Here is a 19,700-nt window from a genome sequence, read left to right as displayed (position 1 = left end):
CATAAATTTTAAAAGCTCTATAGGTGTCATATCTAATTCTTAGATTACAAATTTCTAATTTTATTTTGACATTCCTCCCCAGGTTTTGTTCTTGATCCGGATTTTGTACTGATCCTGTATTCTTTGGTTAATCTTATGTTTTTTTATGCTGCTTGATAGTGTAGTCCTTACGGGACACCTTTATGGTGGGCAGGTTGTGAGGTGTTACCTGTGGTTGCCAATATTAGACTCCTAACGGAATTACTTAAAAAAGTTTAACAGTATCTGATTGAAATGTACTTTGCATCTTCGTGACTTGGAGAGCAAAAGAAAAGTTTAGCAAACTCATTAAAGAGGAAAGATAAGACTACTATAAATTTTAATAATGGTTTTGTAGATTGTTAGAATTGAACTAATTTTGATAAAACATAAAATAATAATTATTCAAAATTTAAAGCTTTTTTTCTGTTTTTTTGCATTTATAAGACTTCTAATGGACTTGTAATTGTTGAATTAACCAAATAATATATTAATCATATGAAATTAGCCACTCTAAAGGATGGATCCCGCGACGGACAATTGGTAGTAGTAAATAGAGCATTGACAAAAGCAGTTTTGGTAACGGAAATCGCCAAAACTATGCAAAATGCATTGGATGATTGGAATGTCATCAAACCAAAATTGGAATTTGTATTTCAAGAATTACAAGAAGATAAATTGGAAAATGCCTTTGTATTTGAGGCTAATAATGTTATGGCTCCCATTCCGCGAGCTTATCATTGGGCAGACGGAAGTGCTTATGTTACGCATGTAGAATTGGTGCGCAAGGCGCGTAATGCAGAATTGCCGGAGACTTTCTGGACTGATCCTTTGCTGTATATGGGAGCTTCGGATGCTTTTATTGGTGCAAACGATGATATTTTGATAGAAAATGAAGAATGGGGAATTGATTTTGAATCGGAAGTTGCAGTTATTACAGATGATGTCCCTGCGGGTATCAATGCGACAAATGCAAAAGAACACATAAAATTGATTGCATTGGTAAATGATGTGTCACTTAGAAATTTAATTCCTAATGAATTGGCAAAGCAATTTGGTTTTTACCAATCAAAACCTTGGACAGCTTTTAGTCCTGTCGCTGTTACACCAGACGAATTAGAAACTGCTTGGGATGGAGGTAAAGTGCATTTGCCGCTTATATCGGTTTTAAATAAGCAAAAAATTGGATCACCAAATGCGGGAGTTGATATGGTTTTTGATTTTGGTCAATTGATTTCACATGCTGCTAAATCACGTTCTTTAATGGCAGGAACAATTATTGGTTCCGGTACAGTTGCCAACAAAGGAAGTCTTGATGGTTCAAGTTGTTTGGCTGAAGTACGCTGTTTGGAGATTATTAAAGATGGAAAAGCTTCGACACCGTTTATGATTTTTGGTGACCGAATAGAAATCGAAATGAAAAACAGCAAGGGAGAGTCTGTTTTTGGTAGAATTGATCAAGTTGTTTCACAATACACCCCGATAAATTAGTAAAGATTAAGCGGGAAGGTTTCTCCATCTTTGTTTTTTTGAATGATGACAGAGATAGATAAATTAAATTCGCAAAGATTTGCATAAAGTTCGTAAAGTTTATAATCATGGCTTTGCGAACTTTGTGCTTTTATCCTTTTTTACACTGTCCTCTTGGCGCGGTTAAATTAAGATTGTTACAATTGTCCCGCAGGAACTGCGAGGCGGCGTACAATTGAAATTTTAAATTTTTCTAATTTGGATTTAATAATTACACTTTATTTCGAAATTTTTATATTTTTACTTCAAGATTTTTAACTAATTTATTAATAATAAGATGCAATGAAAAATGTTTTTTTAAAGGAAGATTGTGATGAGTTTGTAAAGCGTATCAATTTGCTTGAACCGGAATCAAAAGGTCTTTGGGGGAAAATGGATGTGGCGCAAATGCTGGCACATTGCAATGTTTCCTATGAGATGGTTTACGACGATATTCATCCAAAACCAGGTTTCTTTTTGAAGTTTATTTTAAAGACATTGGTTAAAAGTAAGGTGGTAAGTGAGACACCATATAAACATAATAATCCCACTGCATCTCAATTTATTATAAATGATAGTCGTGATTTCGATCTTGAAAGAGATAGATTAATTGCTTACATTAATAAAACGCAATTGTTGGGTAAAAAAGATTTCGACGGTAAAGAATCGCATTCTTTTGGTAGGTTAACTGCGACAGAATGGAGTAATATGTTTGCTAAACACCTGGAGCATCATCTGAGTCAATTTGGAGTTTAATTTTATATTTTGTCTATGAAGGAATTTTACACAGTGATTTTGTTATTTTTAGGACTAATTGTAAATGCACAGCAACAGGAAGTTCGGCAGAGTATCGAAACCTTTTTTGAAGGATTTCATGAGAGAGATACCGTAAGAATGAAATCTGTTTGTGCAGATAAGGTAGTGTTGCAGTCTATTAGTGAGAGTTTGGTTAAAGGAAACAAACTTACAGAGGAGAACTCTGGTAAATTCTACAAATCAATTGCTACAATTCCATCTAATATTAAATTTTCTGAAAAGATTTTAAGTTACAATATTCAAATTGAAGGAACAATAGCACATGTTTGGGCACCCTATCAGTTTTATGTGAATGATAAATTGAGTCATTCAGGAGTAAATACATTTACTTTGTTTAAAGAAAAAGATACTTGGAAAATTATCTACCTGATCGATACCCGGAGAAAATAGCCATTTCTAAGCTATTTCAGTTGCGAAGTAATGACAGGAATCTACAATTAGACATTCTTCGCATTTAGGTTTGGGTCTACAGGTTTCTCGTCCCAGAAAAGAAATTGCCATCCCGATTTCAGACCAAATAGATTTAGGTAAAACCTGCATAAGGTCTTTTTCTATTTTATTTCCATCTTTACTCTCTTTGATAATTCCAATTCTTGGAGCAACACGAATGACATGTAAATCGGCAATAATGCCTTCTGCAGGCTGATGTGTTTCGCGGAGAATGACATTGGCCGATTTTCTTCCAATTCCTTTTAAAGCTGTCAATTCTTTCATAGTTAATGGAATAGCATTATCATTTTGAAGGGTTTTTGCAATTTCCAGAAGCCATTGTGCTTTTGTAGGGTAATTTCGAACCTTGCTTATGTAAGGAATGAAAGTTTCCGAATCGGTTTCGGAGAGACTTTTCAGAGTTGGATACTTTTCAAATAAAGCCGGCGCAATTTTATTGATATTGGCATCAGAATCCTGAGCAGATAGAACCACCATGACCAGTAATTGATAGGTGTTTTGATATTCTAAAGGATGTCTCTTGCCTTTGTATTTACTTAAAATGGGTTCAAGTTTTGTTTCCCATTCGGTTGTCTCTCCAAATAAGTTCATTTTTATTTTCTTTAGAATTAAATAATATAAAATGTAACTATCACAAAATTAAGATGTTTTGATGAAATCTAGTGTTTTTTTGATGACATTTTGATTGCCTAGTATTTTTCGGTGTCCTAAACCTTCTGTTAAATGCAAAGTTCCGTTTTCCAGTTGTTTGTGAATGTGAATTCCGGCTTTTACTGAAACTTCAGGGTCATCGTGATCGTGAATTACCAGTACTGGTATTTTAACTTTTTTAGCGGCTTTATAGGCTGAAAAGTCATCCATTTTTACTTGGTATTTCTCTTCAAAATGGGCACGCATACGTTCACTGATTTCTTGTTTCAATTCCAGTTTTGCGACAAAATCGTCCAGTATATCCTGTACAATATCACCACTGCCAATTATTATTGCTTTTTTTACCTGTAAGCCGTCTTTGATTGCATTTAGAACCGACATTCCGCCTAAGGAGTGACCTATAGCAAATTCAAAGGGGCCAAATTGTTTTTCGATTTCTAAAATAGAAGCAATAAATTCAGACATTATAGTACTTTTTCCTTCAGATTTTCCATGTGCCGGAGCATCAAAACTTACAGTCGAATAACCATTTTTTAAAAGTTCATCGGCTATTTTGAATAATTGAGTGCCTCTTCCTGACCAGCCGTGTACCAGTAAAATTTTGTGGTCGCTTTTTCCATACTCGTAGGTAACAACACTTTTATTAATTGCGGGAACATAAATCGTTTTTTGAATACTTTTTTGCTCCATCTCCAGTTCGCGTTTTGGAACCTTATGTTTTATTGGGGTTGTGAAAAGTTTTGCAGCATATGAGGTAACCAGTTTTGTCGAAAAAAAGGCGCAAATTTTAGCGGATACAATAATAAACCGGGGAATTTTTAGAGATTTAGTAGGATTATTTTCCTTTTTTGTCATATCAATAATTTTTTTTTGAGGGCTGGACTTTGTTTATTTTTTCCTAAATTTAAAAAAACATAAAAGTAGCACATTAATAGATGTTTACTGAAAAAAATAATTCACAAAATAGTATTTAATACGCATATAAATCTTAAGAATGGAAATATTTCACATCAGTGCAGAGTGTTATCCAATGGCAAAGGTTGGTGGTCTGGCCGATGTGGTTGGCGCATTGCCTAAATATCAGACTAATGCGGGCCATGACGTTCGTGTTGTAATTCCTTGTTATGACACAAAATTTAGGAAGGAAAATGAGTTTGAATGTGTTCATTGGGGAAATGTTAAGCTTGGGAATTTTAATTTTCCGTTCAGTGTTCTAAAAGAAACGACAGACAAGTTGGGTTACGAATTGTACCTGATCGAAATTAAGGAATTGTTCGATCGTCCAAATGTATATGGATATGAAGATGACATAGAAAGATTTGTGTCATTTCAGATTGCAACGTTAGACTGGATCACTGCACGAAATAAGGTTCCTGATATTTTAAATTGTCACGATCACCACACCGGATTAATTCCGTTTTTAGTGAAATATGCCTATAAATATGAAAGCCTCAGCAAGATACGAAGTGTAATTACCATACACAATGGTTTGTATCAGGGTTGGTTTGGTTTTGATAAATTGCATTATTTGCCTGAGTTTGATTTAAGGCATGTTGGTTTTTTAGAATGGGATCATTCTCTTAATTCATTGGCGGTAGGAATCAAGTGCGCTCATGCCGTAACCACCGTTTCTCCAAGTTATCTGGACGAAATTAATAATGCTGCTAATGGGTTAGAAACATTGTTTAAATCTGTAAGGTATAAATCAAAGGGGATTTTAAACGGGATTGATTTTGAAGTTTGGGATCCTGCCAAAGATCAAATGATTGCGAGTAATTATTCGATTGAAACTTTTGAGATCGGGAAGCAGAAGAACAAAGAAAAATTGTGCGAGCAGTTTGAACTCGATGCAACAAAACCTTTATTTAGTTTTATTGGCCGTTTGTTTGAAGAAAAAGGCGGGGATTTATTGCCACAGGCTTCCGCACTGGCGCTATCTGAAAATTTTGAAAGTATTAATATACTGATTTTAGGATCAGGGAACTCGGTAATTGAAGAACAGTTGGTTCAATTGCGAAATGATTATAAGGGAAATTACAACGTTTTTATTGGTTATAATGAAGAACTGGCACATTTAATTTATGCCGGATCCGATTATATTTTGATGCCTTCGAGAGTAGAACCGTGCGGTTTAAACCAAATGTATGCACTGCGTTACGGAACTGTTCCAATTGTAAGAAGAACAGGAGGATTGAAGGATACCGTAATTGATTTTGGAGACGATGGTAACGGAGTGTGCCACGATCAGGCCTCGGTAGGAGATATTTGCTATTCAATAAATCGTGCCGTGAAATTGTACGAGGATAAGATTAATTTAAAAAAAATAAGAGCGAAAGGAATGGCTAAAGATCATTCCTGGGAGCGTGTTTGCCAAGAATACATCGAGATATACAACCTAATAATTGAGAAAAATGAAATTTAAGAAGAAAAATGTAGTTGCCATTATTTTAGGAGGAGGACAAGGATCACGTTTGTTCCCGTTAACAGAAACCAGATCAAAACCAGCCGTTCCGATTGGAGGAAAGTACCGATTAGTAGATATCCCAATTTCCAATTGTATTAATTCCGATATTTTTAAAATATTTGTTCTGACACAGTTCAACTCGGCATCTTTAAACGCGCATATCAAAAACACTTTTAACTTTAGTATTTTCAGCCAATCTTTTGTAGATATTCTGGCTGCAGAGCAAACTCCCGATAATCCAACCTGGTTTCAGGGAACTGCTGATGCTGTCAGACAATGTATGTCTCACTTTTTGAAACACGAATTTGATCATGCTTTGATTTTGTCAGGAGATCAGTTGTATCAAATGGATTTTAATGAAATGTTAGAAGCTCATATTGCGGCCGATGCCGCCATTTCGATAGCAACATTACCTGTAAATGCGAAAGATGCGCCTGAATTTGGAATTCTTAAAACGAATCATGAGAGTTGTATAGAAGCTTTTATAGAGAAACCCGATGCTTCGCTATTACCGGAATGGGAATCTGACGTGAGCGAACATATGAAGGAAAAAGGTAAAAAGTATCTGGCTTCAATGGGAATCTATATTTTTAACCGACAATTACTGGAAGAGCTGATGGCAGATCCGGAAACGAAGGATTTTGGAAAAGAAATCATTCCGCAGGCCGTTGGAAAACATAAAATTCTGAGTTACCAATACGAAGGATATTGGACGGATATTGGAAATATTGAATCCTTTTTTGAAGCAAATATTGGTCTAACAGCCGACATTCCGGAATTTAATCTGTTTGATAATGACAATAAAATTTTTACAAGACCCCGATTGTTACCGCCGTCTAAATTTAGAAATTCAACCATCAATCAATCCTTGATTTCTGAAGGATGTATTATTAACGCTAAAGAAATTAAAAGTTCGGTCATTGGAATTCGTTCCAGAATTGGAGAAGGAACTATATTGGAGAACTGTTATGTAATGGGTAATGATTTTTATCAGGACTTAGACGAGCTGAACCATGAAGCAACCATCAATAAAATTCATGTGGGTATTGGCGAAAATTGTTTTATACAAAATGCGCTGATCGATAAGAATGTCAGAATTGGAAACAATGTTCATATCAGCGGTGGTAAACATCTGGATAATTTTACTAACGAGTTATACAGTATCAAAGATGGTATTGTTGTGATTAAAAAAGGAGCGGTTCTCTCTGATAATTTTAGAATTGAATAAAAGACTTAAAATTAATTGTTGCCTTAAAAACCAAATATGTCTAAAGTAATCACGCATTCTCTCTTTACTGAATTTGATATTGATTTATTCAAAGCGGGAAAACACTTCCAATTGTACGAGAAATTAGGAGCACATTTAATTGAAGTTGATGGCGTAAAAGGAGTGTACTTTGCCGTTTGGGCTCCTACAGCACAATCGGTTTCTGTTGTGGGGGATTTTAATTACTGGACACAGGGCGAACATCTTTTACAGGTACGCTGGGATTCTTCGGGCATTTGGGAAGGATTTATTCCCGAGGTTTCTAAAGGAGCTTTGTATAAATATAAAATACAATCGAATATTGATGGAATTGTAACCGAAAAAGCAGATCCATTTGCATTATATTGCGAAAAACCGCCTCATACTGCTTCGGTGGTTTGGGATTTGGATTACAACTGGAAGGATGAAAGATGGATGCAATCGCGCCGAGAGAACAATACACTAGACAAACCTCATTCGGTGTACGAAGTGCATCTGGGTTCCTGGAAACGTGGCGAGAACAATCGTTTTTTAACGTATTTAGAATTGGCTGATGATCTGGTTGCCTATGTCAAAGAAACCGGCTTTACTCATGTAGAGTTTATGCCTGTAATGGAGTATCCGTACGATCCTTCATGGGGGTATCAATTGACAGGATATTTTGCACCTACTTCGCGTTTTGGAAAACCACAGGATTTTATGGTTTTGGTTGACAAGCTACATCAGGCAGGAATTGGCGTTATTTTAGATTGGGTACCGTCACATTTTCCTGATGATGCACACGGTTTGGGTTTCTTTGACGGATCGCATTTGTACGAACATCCGGATCGCAGAAAAGGGTATCATCCGGATTGGAAAAGCTTGGTGTTTAATTACGGACGTAATGAAGTTCGTGCTTTTCTAATTAGTAATGCTGTTTTTTGGTTACAGAACTACCACGCCGATGGTTTACGGGTTGATGCCGTTGCCTCGATGTTGTATCTTGATTATTCCAGAAATGAAGGCGAGTGGGAACCTAATATTTATGGAGGAAGAGAAAATCTGGATACCATAAGTTTTCTTAAAGAATTTAATGAGGTAATCTATGCTAATTTTGATGGAGTGCAAACCATTGCAGAAGAGAGTACATCGTTTCCAATGGTGTCCAGACCAACATTTACCGGTGGTTTAGGTTTTGGAATGAAATGGATGATGGGCTGGATGCATGATACTTTAAAATACTTTCAAAAGGAAACGGTCTATCGAAAGTACCATCAGAACGATTTGACCTTTTCGATGACCTATGCTTTTACTGAGAATTTTATGCTGCCTTTTTCGCATGACGAAGTGGTGTATGGAAAAAAATCAATTGCCGGTAAAATGCCGGGTGATGAATGGCAGAAGTTTGCGAATTTAAGATTGCTGTACGGTTATATGTTTACGCATCCCGGAACAAAGTTATTATTTATGGGATCTGAGTTTGGGCAAAGCGATGAATGGAATTTTGAGAAAAGTCTGGATTGGCACTTGCTGCAATACGATTACCATTCCGGAATCAAAAAGGTAATTACCGATTTAAATCAATTATACAAAACTCATCCTGCATTGTACGAAAAACAATTTACAGGAGAAGGTTTTGAATGGATCAACTATTCCGATCATCAAAATGCCGTTTTGTCTTATATCCGAAAAGGGAACGACTCTAACGAAAATCTGGTTGTGGTTTGTAATTTTACACAGGTCGTGCGCGAAAATTACAGAATAGGTGTACCGCAAAAAGGAAAACTGCAGGAGATTTTTAATAGTGATGCCATTATTTACGGAGGAAGCGGTATTGGAAATGCTCAGGAATTAAAAATAGAATCGTCGCCTTATGATGGCAGGGATTATTCGGTAGCATTAAATTTGCCACCTTTAAGTGTGACCGTTTATTCTTTTACATAAATAATAGGGGATCTCCCGAATTCCATTTTATCAGTTATACGTTCTTATATTATCGATTTGTTTATTTTTTAAGAGGATATTTAACAGCCATTCAGGAAAAACGTTTTCGTGAATAATCCTTTTATTCATAGAGGGTTATCAAGTTTTTTTGTATGTTTGAAAGTGAGATTAGCGTTATACAATTAATACAGAATCCATATGATTACAAATACAGCATTAGAATATAAAGGCGATTTATATCCATCAAAAATTATTTCGCATGAGCATGAAGGAGACTCTATTTTTTTTCATACCAACAACAAAGTAATCTTAAAAGTCACTATTCTTAGAGACAGTTTAATCCGGTTTCGTTTTACTACAAAAGGATATTTTAGCAATGATTTTTCATATGCCATTGATAAAACGCAGCTTCATGGGTACAATTTTCTTGAACTCACAGAAGAAGAAACGTATTTTCAAATCAGGACCAGCAAGGTAAAATGCAAAATTCAAAAAGCAGATTTGCGTCTGGCGATTTATGATTTGAATGATTTCCTGATTCTGGAAGACGAACTTGGTTTTCATTGGGAAGAAAGTTATGAATACGGAGGCAATATTGTAAAAATGAGTAAATCCTCTAAAGATGGAGAGTGTTTTTACGGTTTAGGTGATAAGGCAACACAGATGAATCTAAAAGGCAAGAGACTTGAAAACTTTGCCACAGATCAATATGCTTATCAAAAAGAACAAGATCCACTATACAAAGTAGTCCCGTTTTATATTGGTTTGCACAACAAACAGTCTTACGGAATCTTTTTTGACAATACCTTCAGGACCTTTTTTGATTTTTGTCAGGAAAGAAGAAACGTTGCGAGTTTTTGGGCTGAAGGAGGAGAAATGAATTATTATTTTATCTACGGTCCGCAAATGCAGGATGTAGTAACCACTTATACTGATTTAACAGGGAAACCGGAATTACCACCGTTGTGGGTATTGGGTTACCACCAATGCAAATGGAGTTATTATCCCGAAAGTAAAGTAAAAGAAATCACCTCAAAATTTAGAGAACTAAAAATTCCGTGTGATGCCATCTATCTTGACATTGATTATATGGAAGGATTTCGATGTTTTACCTGGAACAAAAACTATTTTCCGGATCCTAAAAGAATGGTCGCTGAATTGGCTGAGGACGGATTTAAAACCGTAGTCATCATTGATCCCGGAATCAAAATAGACAAAGATTACTGGGTTTATCAAGAAGCATTAGAAAAAGATTATTTCTGCAAAAGAGCCGATGGCCCTTATATGAAAGGGAAAGTCTGGCCGGGTGAATGTAATTTTCCCGATTATACAAATCCTGCAGTAAGAGAATGGTGGGCAGGCTTATTTAAAGAATTAGTTTCAGATATTGGAGTAAAAGGTGTTTGGAATGATATGAACGAGCCTGCTGTTATGGAAGTCCCAAATAAAACATTCCCTATGGATGTACGTCACGTATATGACGGAAACCCGTGTAGTCACAGAAAAGCACACAATATTTACGGTACACAAATGGCAAGGGCCACCTATCATGGTGTTAAACGTTTTGCCTATCCTAAACGTCCTTTTGTAATTACAAGATCGGCTTATTCGGGAGCACAGCGCTATACCTCTTCCTGGACGGGCGATAATGTAGCGACCTGGGAGCATTTATGGATTGCCAACATTCAGGTGCAACGAATGAGCATTTCAGGGATGGGTTTTACGGGTTCTGATATTGGAGGTTTTGCCGAACAGCCTACGGGTGAATTGTACGCTCGCTGGATACAATTAGGCGTATTTCATCCGTTTTGTCGAACGCATTCGTCTGGAGATCATGGCAATCAGGAACCTTGGGCTTTTGATGAAGAGGTCATCAATATTACCAGGAAGTTTGTGAGTCTGCGTTATCAGTTGCTTCCTTATTTGTACACCATGTTCTGGCAGTATATTGAGGAAGGTGTTCCTATGTTAAAACCGTTAGTTTATTACGACCAGGAAGATACACAAACGCATTACCGCAATGATGAATTTATCTTTGGAAATCAAATTTTGGTATGTCCGATCCTTGAACCTAATGCTGTTGGGAGACGTATGTATATCCCAAGAGGCGAGTGGTACAACTATTGGACCAACGAATTTAGCACAGGAGGAAGAGAAGTGTGGATTGATACTAAATTTGATGAAATTCCGGTTTTTGTAAAAGCAGGAGCTATTATTCCGAAATATCCGGTACAGCAATACGTTGGTGAACTTGAATTTGATGAATTAACACTTGATTTGTATTTTAAACTAGGTAAAGAAAAGTCGGTAGTATATGAAGATGCACAGGATGGATACGACTATAAAAAAGGACGTTATAGCTTTTTGTCTTTCAGTACTATTGGAAAAGATAAAGAACTAATCATTCAGTTACACAAAGAAGGAAAATACGATACCCCCTACAGTAAATACAAAATCAATTTAATAGGATTGCCGTTTACAGTGACTGAAATTGAAATAGACAATGAAAAAGTACCGTTTGATAAAATTGATTTAGAACAAAATCAATTTTTAATCGTCGAAAAAGGATTTACGGAGCTTCATATTAGTGGTGAGTAAAGAAATCCTGATATTTTTTTTGGTAATTATATAAAACAAGAAAAAAATAATAGTTGTATTTTTGTGTGTTGTTATAAATACCACTATTATGAAAAAATATTTAGTATTAGGCCTTTTTGTCGTAATTCTGGCGGGCAGTTGTGCGACAAATCCAATTACGGGAAAACAAAACTTGAATTTTGTTTCCAATAGCGAATTGTTTCCTTCTTCGTTTCAGCAATACAATACTTTTATAGCCGAAAACAAAGTGATTACAGGAACAGCAGATGCCAAAAAAGTAGAAGCTGTAGGAACAAGAATTAAAGCGGCAGCCGAAAAATACCTGATTTATTTAGGGCAATCGCAATATTTGAAAGATTACCGCTGGGAATATAAACTGGTAGACAATAAAGAGGTAAACGCCTGGTGTATGCCTGGAGGAAAAATTGTAGTGTACTCCGGGATTTTACCCGTAACACAAAATGATTCCGGTTTAGCCACTGTTATGGGACATGAAGTTTCGCATGCTTTAGCCAATCATGGAGCACAAAGAATGAGTGCCGCACAATTACAGCAAATAGGTAGCGTTGCTTTAGGAGCAGCTACAAGCGGTAAAACACAACAAACACAGGAGATATTTGCACAGGCATATGGTCTAGGGACTCAGGTTGGTGTAATGCTGCCTTTCAGTCGAGGCAATGAAACCGAAGCGGATAAAATAGGCCTGACTCTGATGGCAATTGCGGGGTACAATCCGGATGATGCAATTTCATTCTGGAGCAGAATGTCGGCGAAATCAGGAGGAGGAAGCACACCCGAATTTATGAGTACGCACCCGTCTGATGCTACAAGGATTGCCAATATTAGAGCTTTAATTCCGGAAGCAAGAGCGACAGCACTTAAAGTGGGAATTATTAAATAACTTCATTGATTATTTAGAAAGAAAAATGGTCTTAACACATAGATACATAGATTTTCATGTGTTAAGAAGAGCTAAAAAAGAAATATATTTCTTTCGCATAGAGAAGATATGTGTATTCAAATAAAGTGAAACGTCTTTCTTACAAGTACAGAATCCTATGTGACTATGTGTTAAAAGTAATTACACGCAAAGGATTAAAACTATATTTTTTACGATAAACAATTTAAAGCTATTCTTTTTAGGGTAGCTTTTTTTTTAGTGATAATTTATTAATACACGAATTAATGAAAATTGATTTGATTATGATAAAAAAGAGATAAATTCGTAGCCTGTTAACAAAACCATTACTATGAAAAACCTACAAAAAGGAGATAAGAAGCTATTGAATGCCTGGGCATTTTATGATTGGGCAAACTCCGTTTATACACTAACTATCGCATCGGCAGTATTTCCGATTTTTTATGAAGCTTTATTTTCAGACCGTGACCATTATATTGATGTATTTGGCATGCACCTTAAAAACTCAGCTTTAATTAGTTTTATAACAGCAGCGGCCTTTCTAGTAGTATCTTTTATATCCCCTTTGTTATCCGGGATTGCGGATTATGTGGGAAATAAAAAAGCATTCATGAAATTCTTCTGTTATATGGGAGCCTTGTCCTGTATGGGGTTATACTGGTTTGATCTTGGCAATATTTATGTCGGACTGGCTTTTTATTTTTTTGGATTACTGGGATATTGGGGGAGTCTGGTTTTTTACAACTCCTATTTACCGGATATTGCTTTTGAAGAACAGCAGGATAAAATTAGTGCCAAAGGATATTCAATGGGATATATAGGTAGTGTCATTTTGTTGATCATCAATTTATTGATGATTATGAAACCTAAACTTTTTGGTATTACGGGTACTGATGGAGAGGCTGCGATGAAAGCAATGCGTTATTCTTTTATTATGGTGGGAGTCTGGTGGATTTTATTTAGCCAGTATACTTATTATTACTTACCAAAAGGAAGTAAAGCTAGTGGACAAAAATTAACAAGAGCTGTTGTTTTTAATGGTTTTAAAGAGTTAAAGAAAGTTTGGGCTTTGCTAAAAGAAAATATTCCTTTAAGAAGATATTTAAGTGGATTTTTTGTTTCGAGTATGGCAGTACAAACCGTAATGCTTGTGGCTACTTATTTTGGGGCGCAGGAAATTCAATGGGCAACTAAAGAAGACAGTACGATTGGATTAATAAAATGTATTTTAATTATTCAGTTAGTTGCGGTTGTAGGAGCTGTTCTGACTTCCAGAGCTTCTGCTAAATTTGGAAACATTCCTACCTTAATTTTTATCAATAGTATTTGGGCTGTATTTTGTGCTTTGGCTTATTTTATCATTTTGCCTATGCATTTTTATGTTATGGCTACCGTTGCCGGATTTGTGATGGGAGGTATTCAGGCATTATCGCGTTCTACTTATTCAAAACTATTACCTGAGACAGAGGATACCGCTTCCTTCTTTAGTTTTTATGATGTAGCTGAGAAGATCGGAATTGTAATCGGAATGTGTGTTTACGGAATCATTGACCAAATAACAGGAAGTCCACGTGCCGCAATTGTAATTTTAGCCGTCTTTTTTGTTACTGCAATTTTCCTTTTAAGAAGAGTACCAAAAAAGGCACTTTAAGTAAGGACAGAAGTATAAAAAATAACACGAATTGCACGAATTGTCACTAATTTGTTTGTGGAATTCATTTCACAAATAAGGTTAAGGGATTAAAATTTATGTGAATATTATTTTAACACATAGATATAGTTCTAAATGCAGGAAAAGGCGTTTCACTTCAAATAAAACGCATACCACTATGTGAGAGAAATTTATTTTTTTTGTATCCTCTTTTGAGAATTAAAATCTATGTTTCTATATGTTAAAAATTTTAGTTTCCAATCATTAAAATATTGATTATAGCTTAGTTGGTGGACAGAAACATAAAAAAAATTCCATGAATTGACACTAATTTGTGTAAATTCATGGAATTCGTGTTTTACTTCAATATTATTTAGAATTAAGCTGTGTATTGATTTTTGAAAGCATTTGTGCAGCATTTTCATTTTTAGGATTTAGCTCCAGCGATTTTAAATAATTTTCTTTAGCAGGACCTAATTGACCAATTGCTTCATAAATTTCACCCAAACTGTCAAAAGCATTTGCAGAATTTGGATGTTCAGTACAATTAAGTGTAAAGATCTGAACCGAAAGATCTGTTAGTTTTTTACTGAATAAAGTGTATCCTAAAGTATTGAGATCTTCTTCAAAATTATGACCAGGATATTTTAATCTTAATTTTTTAAACTCATTTAAAGCAGTTTCAAACGTATGCTCACTGAATAGTTCTATTAACTGAGTTTGCGGCGTTCTGATTTGCTCCAGAGTAAGATGTAAAAATCGGGTTGTATCCGTTGAACGGGTGATGGTTATGGCTTGTAATTTATTATTAAGTAAGTTAAAATGTATCTGATTGGGGTAATTATCAATTTTAAAAGTATTATTTCCGAGATAATACATTTTTGTTTTCTCGGTATCAAAATTTTCTTTTAAAAATGGAGAGCAGAGATAAAGTAAATTATCTTCTTCAATTATTTTAGACGTCCCCAATCCGTTATACCCGTAGAGAATTTCAGTATAGTAACCTTTTATAGCTTCTTTTAAGTGGGATGGAATTGTGATAGGATGTGTTTTGATTGGTTTTGACCAGCCTAGTTTTGTGATAACTTCTTTTTCGATATAAGCCATTACAGGAAGCCTGTTGGGTTTGTCACCATTGGCTAAAACGGCAATCCCGTTGCCATTTTTCATTGTAGCGAGCAAATCGCCTCCGGTTCCGGTATTAGAACCATCATGAGAGAACCAGTCCAGATTTCCGTATCCCAAACTTCTCTGCCAGCCGTAACTCCAGCCACGGGGACCTTTCATGGTAACAATGTTTGTAACCTTAGTTGCCGCAGCTCTTGAAATTACTTTATTGCCTTTTCCTGCTAATGCTTTTTGCATTTCGATCGCAATTAAGGCCAAATCGGCTGGGGTAGACCACAATCCCGAAGGTGCAACCTGAGGAGTTATAGGGATTCCTGTTCGGATTATTTTTCCATTATGGTTATGTACCTTGGCAACATTGGTAAGAAAGCCATTTTCATTGGGCTGAAGCATTGTTGAATTTTGCAGCAGCAACGGATCAAGCAGATTTTCTTTTACAAGTTGTGCCAATGGCTTTTTGAAATGATTTTCGAGAGCACACTGAACAATTACATAACCGCCACCGCTGTATTGCCAGTCGGCTCCGGGTTTAAAAAGAAATTCAATAGGTTTTTTAGAGCGAGGTAATAATTTGCCTTTCAGACTCTGTTCAATAGTAGGGATTGAATCTCCCTGATAATAATCTTCAAAACCACTCTGACTTGTTCCGGCAGTATGAGATAGCAGCTGTTTCCAGGTAACCGGGTTGTCTTTGGTGAAAGCACTGTTAGGCAATTGCCATGTTTTGAGGTCTTTTGAGATGGGAGCATCAAGGTTGATTAGTCCTTTTTCTTCCAGCATCGCACAAACGATAGCCACTATAGGTTTTGATATTGAGGCTGTAGAGAAAGCAGTATACTGATCGATTTTTTCCTCAGAATTTGCAGCTTTAACACCCCATTGACTCGTCCAGATTATTTGGTAGTTCTCAAAAACAGCAACACTTAATCCTTTAAGATTGTATTTTGACATCATTTCCGTGGTGCTGCTTTTTAAGCTGTCCAGAGATTTAATTTTAGAAGTTGTTGTTATTTGGGCAAAAGAGAAGGTACAGGAGAAAACCAGAAGCGAAACTAAAAGAGTTTGTTTCATTAGTTTTAATTTTGGATAAATACGGGTTTTAAAAAATAAAGCTCAATAATAAAAGAAGAATAGTGCTGTTTGTTTTTTGATTTGATGATTGTAAAGTTCTTTTATTATTGAGCTTTTTTGAAATTATGCTTTTGAGATACTTCCTGATCCCGAAACTTTTACGTCACGTTTTTCAGGACTTCCACTGTATCTAATATCCCCTGAACCCGAAACTCTCGCAGTTAAACTTTCAGTACAGTTCACGCGAATGTCGCCTGAACCCGAAATGGTTACATCTGTATTTTTTGATTTAAGATTCGCTGCATCGATATCTCCCGAACCTGATAATTTAGTAACAAAGTTAGCCGTATTTCCTTTTAAGCTTACATCTCCTGATCCGCTTAAATTTAACTCAAGATCAGTAGAGTTTACGGCCAGATTAAAGTTTCCAGAACCTGATAATTTTGCCAGGAATTTGTCGCTTTTGATAGGATCTTTGGATTGAACATCTCCCGAACCGGATAGCGTTAATGCCGATATGGTTTCAAAAGGAACTGTTACTTCAATCTTTTTGCCAAGGCTTGGTGAGAGGTTAACCCCCTTTTCAGTATAAACTTTTAAAACATTATCTTCGACTTCCACTTTTATGGCAGACAATAAATTTTGTTCTCCTTTTACTATAATTTTCCCCTCTTTTCCTGCCACTAAATCCACATCAAAAAAACCGGAAACCTTTATAGCGTTATAATCAGAAGTAGTTCTGGTTTCAGTAACTACATTGCCATTACCTTTTATTTTTTTGTTGGACCATTGTGCATTTGCAATAGAACTCAATAGAAGCGCACTGCAAACTAATAATTGAACTGATTTTTTCATTTTTTGGTTGTTTTAAGATTGTTATTTTTTAATTAATGCTGCATTGCCATAGCTGGTGGTTACTGCTATCTTGCTTTGCCCTTTTTTCTTGTTGAAACCGCTTATCCTTTTAGAACTGCCCTTAGTTTCTGCTACCGAAGTATCTAATGAATTGTCATATTTGATACTTCCGTATCTGGTATTGATATCAAAATCAAAAGCAAGATTAGAGCTGTATCCCAGTGATACATTGGTATAATTGCTGGTGATATTTACATTTTTTTGTTTTTCAGTAAGTGTTTCCACATTTATTTTTGAATAATCAGTGTCGATATTCAGATTCCCTAATAAATCTCCAACAGAAACACTTAAATAATTTCCGGAACCTGTCAGAGAGTTGATTTTTTGCAGCTTGAAAGTACAGTAATTACTATCGTATTTGATGTTTTGGCCTTCCTGAAGGATATACAAATCAGTATAATTGGCATCTATCGTTAAATTTCCGGACTCGTTTATCTTTAAGTTCGAGTAACGCGCTTCAATAGCTCCGCTTTTGATGTAATCAATGGTAGAGTTCTGACAATACCCCAGTTCAATTCGATTGTTTGAACCGTTTAGTTTTCCTAACACTATTTTACCATATTTGCAGGTAATATCAGTGGTAGATTCCAAGGATAAAGTAGTGATATTTCCGTACTTATTATTAAGTTTTACAGTTCCGTTTTTAGGAATTTTAATCACATAATTAATTTCGAAAAAATTAGCACTTCCTCTACTTTTTAAAGACGAATTGCCAATATTTGTAACGGCAGTAACCATCGATTTAAGAGCGGTAATGTCTACGTCAATACTGTTGAGCTTTGCGTTAACCCAATCTTCATTGTTGCTGGTAACCTTAATGGTAATGTCAATGTCAATTTTATCCTCATTCCAGGTACTGACTGTAATGTCACCGTATTTGTTATCAATATCAATACCTGCGTTCGAATTTACGATGTAGGTTTTTTTAATGTTCTTTTGCTTAGTACTATAATTATCGTCATTTGAGAATCCTAAAAAAGGAAGCAAAAGAAATAGGATGAGTATTTTATAATGTTTTTTCATGTGTAGTGTTATTTTTAAAATTTTCATTTTCTTCAATTCGTTGTAAAACAGTTTGTAAAAAGGAAATTCGGGTTTCCAGATTACTGATCATGGCATAAATAATTTGTTTGTTTTCGCCATTTTTCTGCAATTCGTTTATAATTTTTGCATAATCGGCATCGAACACCTTCATTTGCTTTAAGGCGTCACTGATAATCTGTTCATTTTCAGGAGAACTTTTTTCTTTTAATTTAACTAGCTCATTATCGATTAAAATACTAAATATCGAATCGGTTCTTTGGGCTTCCTTCGAAGCAAACTTATACTGTTTAGGTTCGTGGTAACTGTTGTAAAATAAAGACACACTCAACAGCACCACAATTGAAGCAGCAATTGCCCAAACCGTATGATTTTTCTTTTTAGGTTGTTTTTGGTTTAATTTATTTAAGAAATTCAGCTGATGGTCGGAACTTAGTTCCTCTACATCCCATTGATTCTCAAATTTTTTAAATAATTGATCTAAATCGTCATTTTCCTTTTTCATATTTCCTCTAATTTTTTTCGTAAACTTTCTTTTGCTCTGCTTAGCGTTGTTCGGCAATTAGCGTAACTAATGTTTAAAATTTCGCTAATTTCTTCCTGATCGTAACCCTCAATATAAAACAGGGTTAAAACCATCCGGTAATTGTCTTTCAGGTTTGAAATTGTATCTAAGACCTGTTTCACTTTAAGCGAATTCATGTCGATGTTTTCGCTAAAAAAACTGTCGTTTTCCTCTATTTTGTAAAGGGTCTTGTTTAAATCTTCTGCCTGGAAAGCATTATTCTTTTTATAAAAATCAATACTGTAATTGATAATTATTCTTTTTAACCACGCACCAAATGCTACTTCTTGTTTATAGTCATTGATTTTTGTAAAAGCCTTTAGAAAACCTTCCTGCATGACGTCTTGCGCAAAATGTTCATCTTTCACAATGCGGAATGCCACATTGTACATAGCTTTACAATAACGATTGTAAACTTCAAACTGAGCTTTTTGGTTGTTCTCCTTACAAAGCGTGATTAATTCTTCGATATTTTGATTATTTATACTCAAGTAATGGTTGCTAGTTTTTAATAATGACTTTACTTTTTTTGGTTTGTTACACTTTTGATAAAATTAATTTTATTTTTTTTCAAAATACTTCTCTTTCTTGTATTATTTGGCTCTTGTGGCTTAATTTCAAAACAGTCTTTTTTGGTTTTGGCATAATGATTGTCTATTTTTACGGCTTATCATGTAAACGAAAGACTTTACATATTTATAGTAGAAACTACCGTATGTACAGTTATATTTACGG

Annotated in this window: 16 protein-coding genes; 9 read left to right on the top strand and 7 right to left on the bottom strand. The window is 35.3% G+C overall.

Features of this window, described 5'->3' with window-relative positions; genetic code table 11:
* Nucleotides 1-516 precede the first annotated feature (516 nt).
* The 3 genes from FLA105534_RS15830 (at nucleotide 517) to FLA105534_RS15820 (ending at nucleotide 2,733) form a co-directional block, all read left to right on the top strand.
* Nucleotides 517-1,509 (top strand): fumarylacetoacetate hydrolase family protein, encoded by a 993-nt coding sequence (locus tag FLA105534_RS15830; RefSeq protein ID WP_173967092.1) that lies wholly within the window; start codon nucleotides 517-519, stop codon nucleotides 1,507-1,509.
* A gap of 321 nt (nucleotides 1,510-1,830) precedes the next feature.
* Nucleotides 1,831-2,283: a DUF1569 domain-containing protein gene (locus tag FLA105534_RS15825; protein WP_173967091.1), complete on the top strand. Its 453-nt coding sequence runs from the start codon at nucleotides 1,831-1,833 to the stop codon at nucleotides 2,281-2,283.
* A 15-nt stretch (nucleotides 2,284-2,298) separates the two neighbouring features.
* Nucleotides 2,299-2,733: a Cif family virulence factor gene (locus FLA105534_RS15820; RefSeq protein WP_173967090.1), complete on the top strand. Its 435-nt coding sequence runs from the start codon at nucleotides 2,299-2,301 to the stop codon at nucleotides 2,731-2,733.
* 6 nt (nucleotides 2,734-2,739) lie between these two features.
* Here FLA105534_RS15820 and FLA105534_RS15815 read toward each other — a convergent pair whose 3' ends face one another.
* Together FLA105534_RS15815 and FLA105534_RS15810 are read right to left on the bottom strand one after the other, a co-directional pair.
* Nucleotides 2,740-3,384, bottom strand: coding sequence for an endonuclease III domain-containing protein (locus FLA105534_RS15815; RefSeq protein WP_173967089.1), 645 nt, complete (start codon nucleotides 3,382-3,384; stop codon nucleotides 2,740-2,742).
* A 48-nt stretch (nucleotides 3,385-3,432) separates the two neighbouring features.
* Nucleotides 3,433-4,299, bottom strand: a complete 867-nt coding sequence (locus FLA105534_RS15810) for an alpha/beta hydrolase (RefSeq protein WP_173967088.1) — start codon at nucleotides 4,297-4,299, stop codon at nucleotides 3,433-3,435.
* Nucleotides 4,300-4,438: 139 nt separating this feature from the next.
* On the opposite strand from FLA105534_RS15810, the gene FLA105534_RS15805 reads away from it, so the two are divergent.
* The 6 genes from FLA105534_RS15805 to FLA105534_RS15780 all read left to right on the top strand — a co-directional run bounded on the left by FLA105534_RS15805 (nucleotide 4,439) and on the right by FLA105534_RS15780 (nucleotide 14,245).
* Nucleotides 4,439-5,866, top strand: a complete 1,428-nt coding sequence (locus FLA105534_RS15805) for a glycogen synthase (RefSeq protein WP_173967087.1) — start codon at nucleotides 4,439-4,441, stop codon at nucleotides 5,864-5,866.
* Nucleotides 5,856-7,136: a glucose-1-phosphate adenylyltransferase gene (locus FLA105534_RS15800; protein ID WP_173967086.1), complete on the top strand. Its 1,281-nt coding sequence runs from the start codon at nucleotides 5,856-5,858 to the stop codon at nucleotides 7,134-7,136. Before FLA105534_RS15805 ends, FLA105534_RS15800 begins: the two co-directional genes overlap by 11 nt.
* 36 nt (nucleotides 7,137-7,172) lie before the next feature.
* Entirely contained in the window at nucleotides 7,173-9,077 is a 1,905-nt protein-coding gene (gene glgB / locus FLA105534_RS15795) for a 1,4-alpha-glucan branching protein GlgB (protein ID WP_173967085.1), read from the top strand.
* Nucleotides 9,078-9,275: 198 nt separating this feature from the next.
* The gene (locus FLA105534_RS15790; RefSeq protein ID WP_173967084.1) at nucleotides 9,276-11,675 is read left to right on the top strand and encodes a glycoside hydrolase family 31 protein; all 2,400 of its coding nucleotides are present in this window, start codon (nucleotides 9,276-9,278) and stop codon (nucleotides 11,673-11,675) included.
* Between the two features lie 88 nt (nucleotides 11,676-11,763).
* Nucleotides 11,764-12,576: a M48 family metallopeptidase gene (locus tag FLA105534_RS15785; protein ID WP_173967083.1), complete on the top strand. Its 813-nt coding sequence runs from the start codon at nucleotides 11,764-11,766 to the stop codon at nucleotides 12,574-12,576.
* 349 nt (nucleotides 12,577-12,925) lie between these two features.
* Nucleotides 12,926-14,245, top strand: coding sequence for an MFS transporter (locus tag FLA105534_RS15780; RefSeq protein WP_173967082.1), 1,320 nt, complete (start codon nucleotides 12,926-12,928; stop codon nucleotides 14,243-14,245).
* A gap of 369 nt (nucleotides 14,246-14,614) precedes the next feature.
* On the opposite strand, the gene FLA105534_RS15775 is transcribed toward FLA105534_RS15780, so the two are convergent.
* From FLA105534_RS15775 to FLA105534_RS15755, 5 genes are all read right to left on the bottom strand, one after another.
* Nucleotides 14,615-16,444, bottom strand: coding sequence for a serine hydrolase domain-containing protein (locus FLA105534_RS15775; protein WP_173967081.1), 1,830 nt, complete (start codon nucleotides 16,442-16,444; stop codon nucleotides 14,615-14,617).
* A gap of 123 nt (nucleotides 16,445-16,567) precedes the next feature.
* Nucleotides 16,568-17,299, bottom strand: coding sequence for a head GIN domain-containing protein (locus tag FLA105534_RS15770; RefSeq protein ID WP_173967080.1), 732 nt, complete (start codon nucleotides 17,297-17,299; stop codon nucleotides 16,568-16,570).
* A gap of 21 nt (nucleotides 17,300-17,320) precedes the next feature.
* Nucleotides 17,321-18,382 carry a DUF4097 family beta strand repeat-containing protein gene (locus tag FLA105534_RS15765; RefSeq protein WP_173967079.1) on the bottom strand — a complete coding sequence of 354 codons (1,062 nt, stop codon included), beginning with the start codon at nucleotides 18,380-18,382 and terminating at the stop codon, nucleotides 17,321-17,323.
* Complete coding sequence (locus FLA105534_RS15760; protein ID WP_173967078.1) at nucleotides 18,366-18,905, bottom strand: anti-sigma factor; 540 nt, start codon at nucleotides 18,903-18,905, stop codon at nucleotides 18,366-18,368. Before FLA105534_RS15760 ends, FLA105534_RS15765 begins: the two co-directional genes overlap by 17 nt.
* Nucleotides 18,902-19,456 (bottom strand): RNA polymerase sigma factor, encoded by a 555-nt coding sequence (locus tag FLA105534_RS15755; RefSeq protein WP_173967077.1) that lies wholly within the window; start codon nucleotides 19,454-19,456, stop codon nucleotides 18,902-18,904. Before FLA105534_RS15755 ends, FLA105534_RS15760 begins: the two co-directional genes overlap by 4 nt.
* Nucleotides 19,457-19,700: the final 244 nt, after the last annotated feature.

This window comes from Flavobacterium collinsii (assembly GCF_902804485.1).
GTDB classification, from domain to species: Bacteria; Bacteroidota; Bacteroidia; order Flavobacteriales; family Flavobacteriaceae; genus Flavobacterium; species Flavobacterium collinsii.
Note: the sequence above shows the minus strand (reverse complement) of the source record. Positions and strands in the feature narration are given on the sequence as shown.

Coding starts and splice junctions, on each gene's coding strand:
- FLA105534_RS15830 (WP_173967092.1), top strand. CDS start 517: ATGAAATTAGCCACTCTAAAGGATGGATCCCGCGACGGACAATTGGTA.
- FLA105534_RS15825 (WP_173967091.1), top strand. CDS start 1,831: ATGAAAAATGTTTTTTTAAAGGAAGATTGTGATGAGTTTGTAAAGCGT.
- FLA105534_RS15820 (WP_173967090.1), top strand. CDS start 2,299: ATGAAGGAATTTTACACAGTGATTTTGTTATTTTTAGGACTAATTGTA.
- FLA105534_RS15815 (WP_173967089.1), bottom strand. CDS start 3,384: ATGAACTTATTTGGAGAGACAACCGAATGGGAAACAAAACTTGAACCC.
- FLA105534_RS15810 (WP_173967088.1), bottom strand. CDS start 4,299: ATGACAAAAAAGGAAAATAATCCTACTAAATCTCTAAAAATTCCCCGG.
- FLA105534_RS15805 (WP_173967087.1), top strand. CDS start 4,439: ATGGAAATATTTCACATCAGTGCAGAGTGTTATCCAATGGCAAAGGTT.
- FLA105534_RS15800 (WP_173967086.1), top strand. CDS start 5,856: ATGAAATTTAAGAAGAAAAATGTAGTTGCCATTATTTTAGGAGGAGGA.
- glgB (WP_173967085.1), top strand. CDS start 7,173: ATGTCTAAAGTAATCACGCATTCTCTCTTTACTGAATTTGATATTGAT.
- FLA105534_RS15790 (WP_173967084.1), top strand. CDS start 9,276: ATGATTACAAATACAGCATTAGAATATAAAGGCGATTTATATCCATCA.
- FLA105534_RS15785 (WP_173967083.1), top strand. CDS start 11,764: ATGAAAAAATATTTAGTATTAGGCCTTTTTGTCGTAATTCTGGCGGGC.
- FLA105534_RS15780 (WP_173967082.1), top strand. CDS start 12,926: ATGAAAAACCTACAAAAAGGAGATAAGAAGCTATTGAATGCCTGGGCA.
- FLA105534_RS15775 (WP_173967081.1), bottom strand. CDS start 16,444: ATGAAACAAACTCTTTTAGTTTCGCTTCTGGTTTTCTCCTGTACCTTC.
- FLA105534_RS15770 (WP_173967080.1), bottom strand. CDS start 17,299: ATGAAAAAATCAGTTCAATTATTAGTTTGCAGTGCGCTTCTATTGAGT.
- FLA105534_RS15765 (WP_173967079.1), bottom strand. CDS start 18,382: ATGAAAAAACATTATAAAATACTCATCCTATTTCTTTTGCTTCCTTTT.
- FLA105534_RS15760 (WP_173967078.1), bottom strand. CDS start 18,905: ATGAAAAAGGAAAATGACGATTTAGATCAATTATTTAAAAAATTTGAG.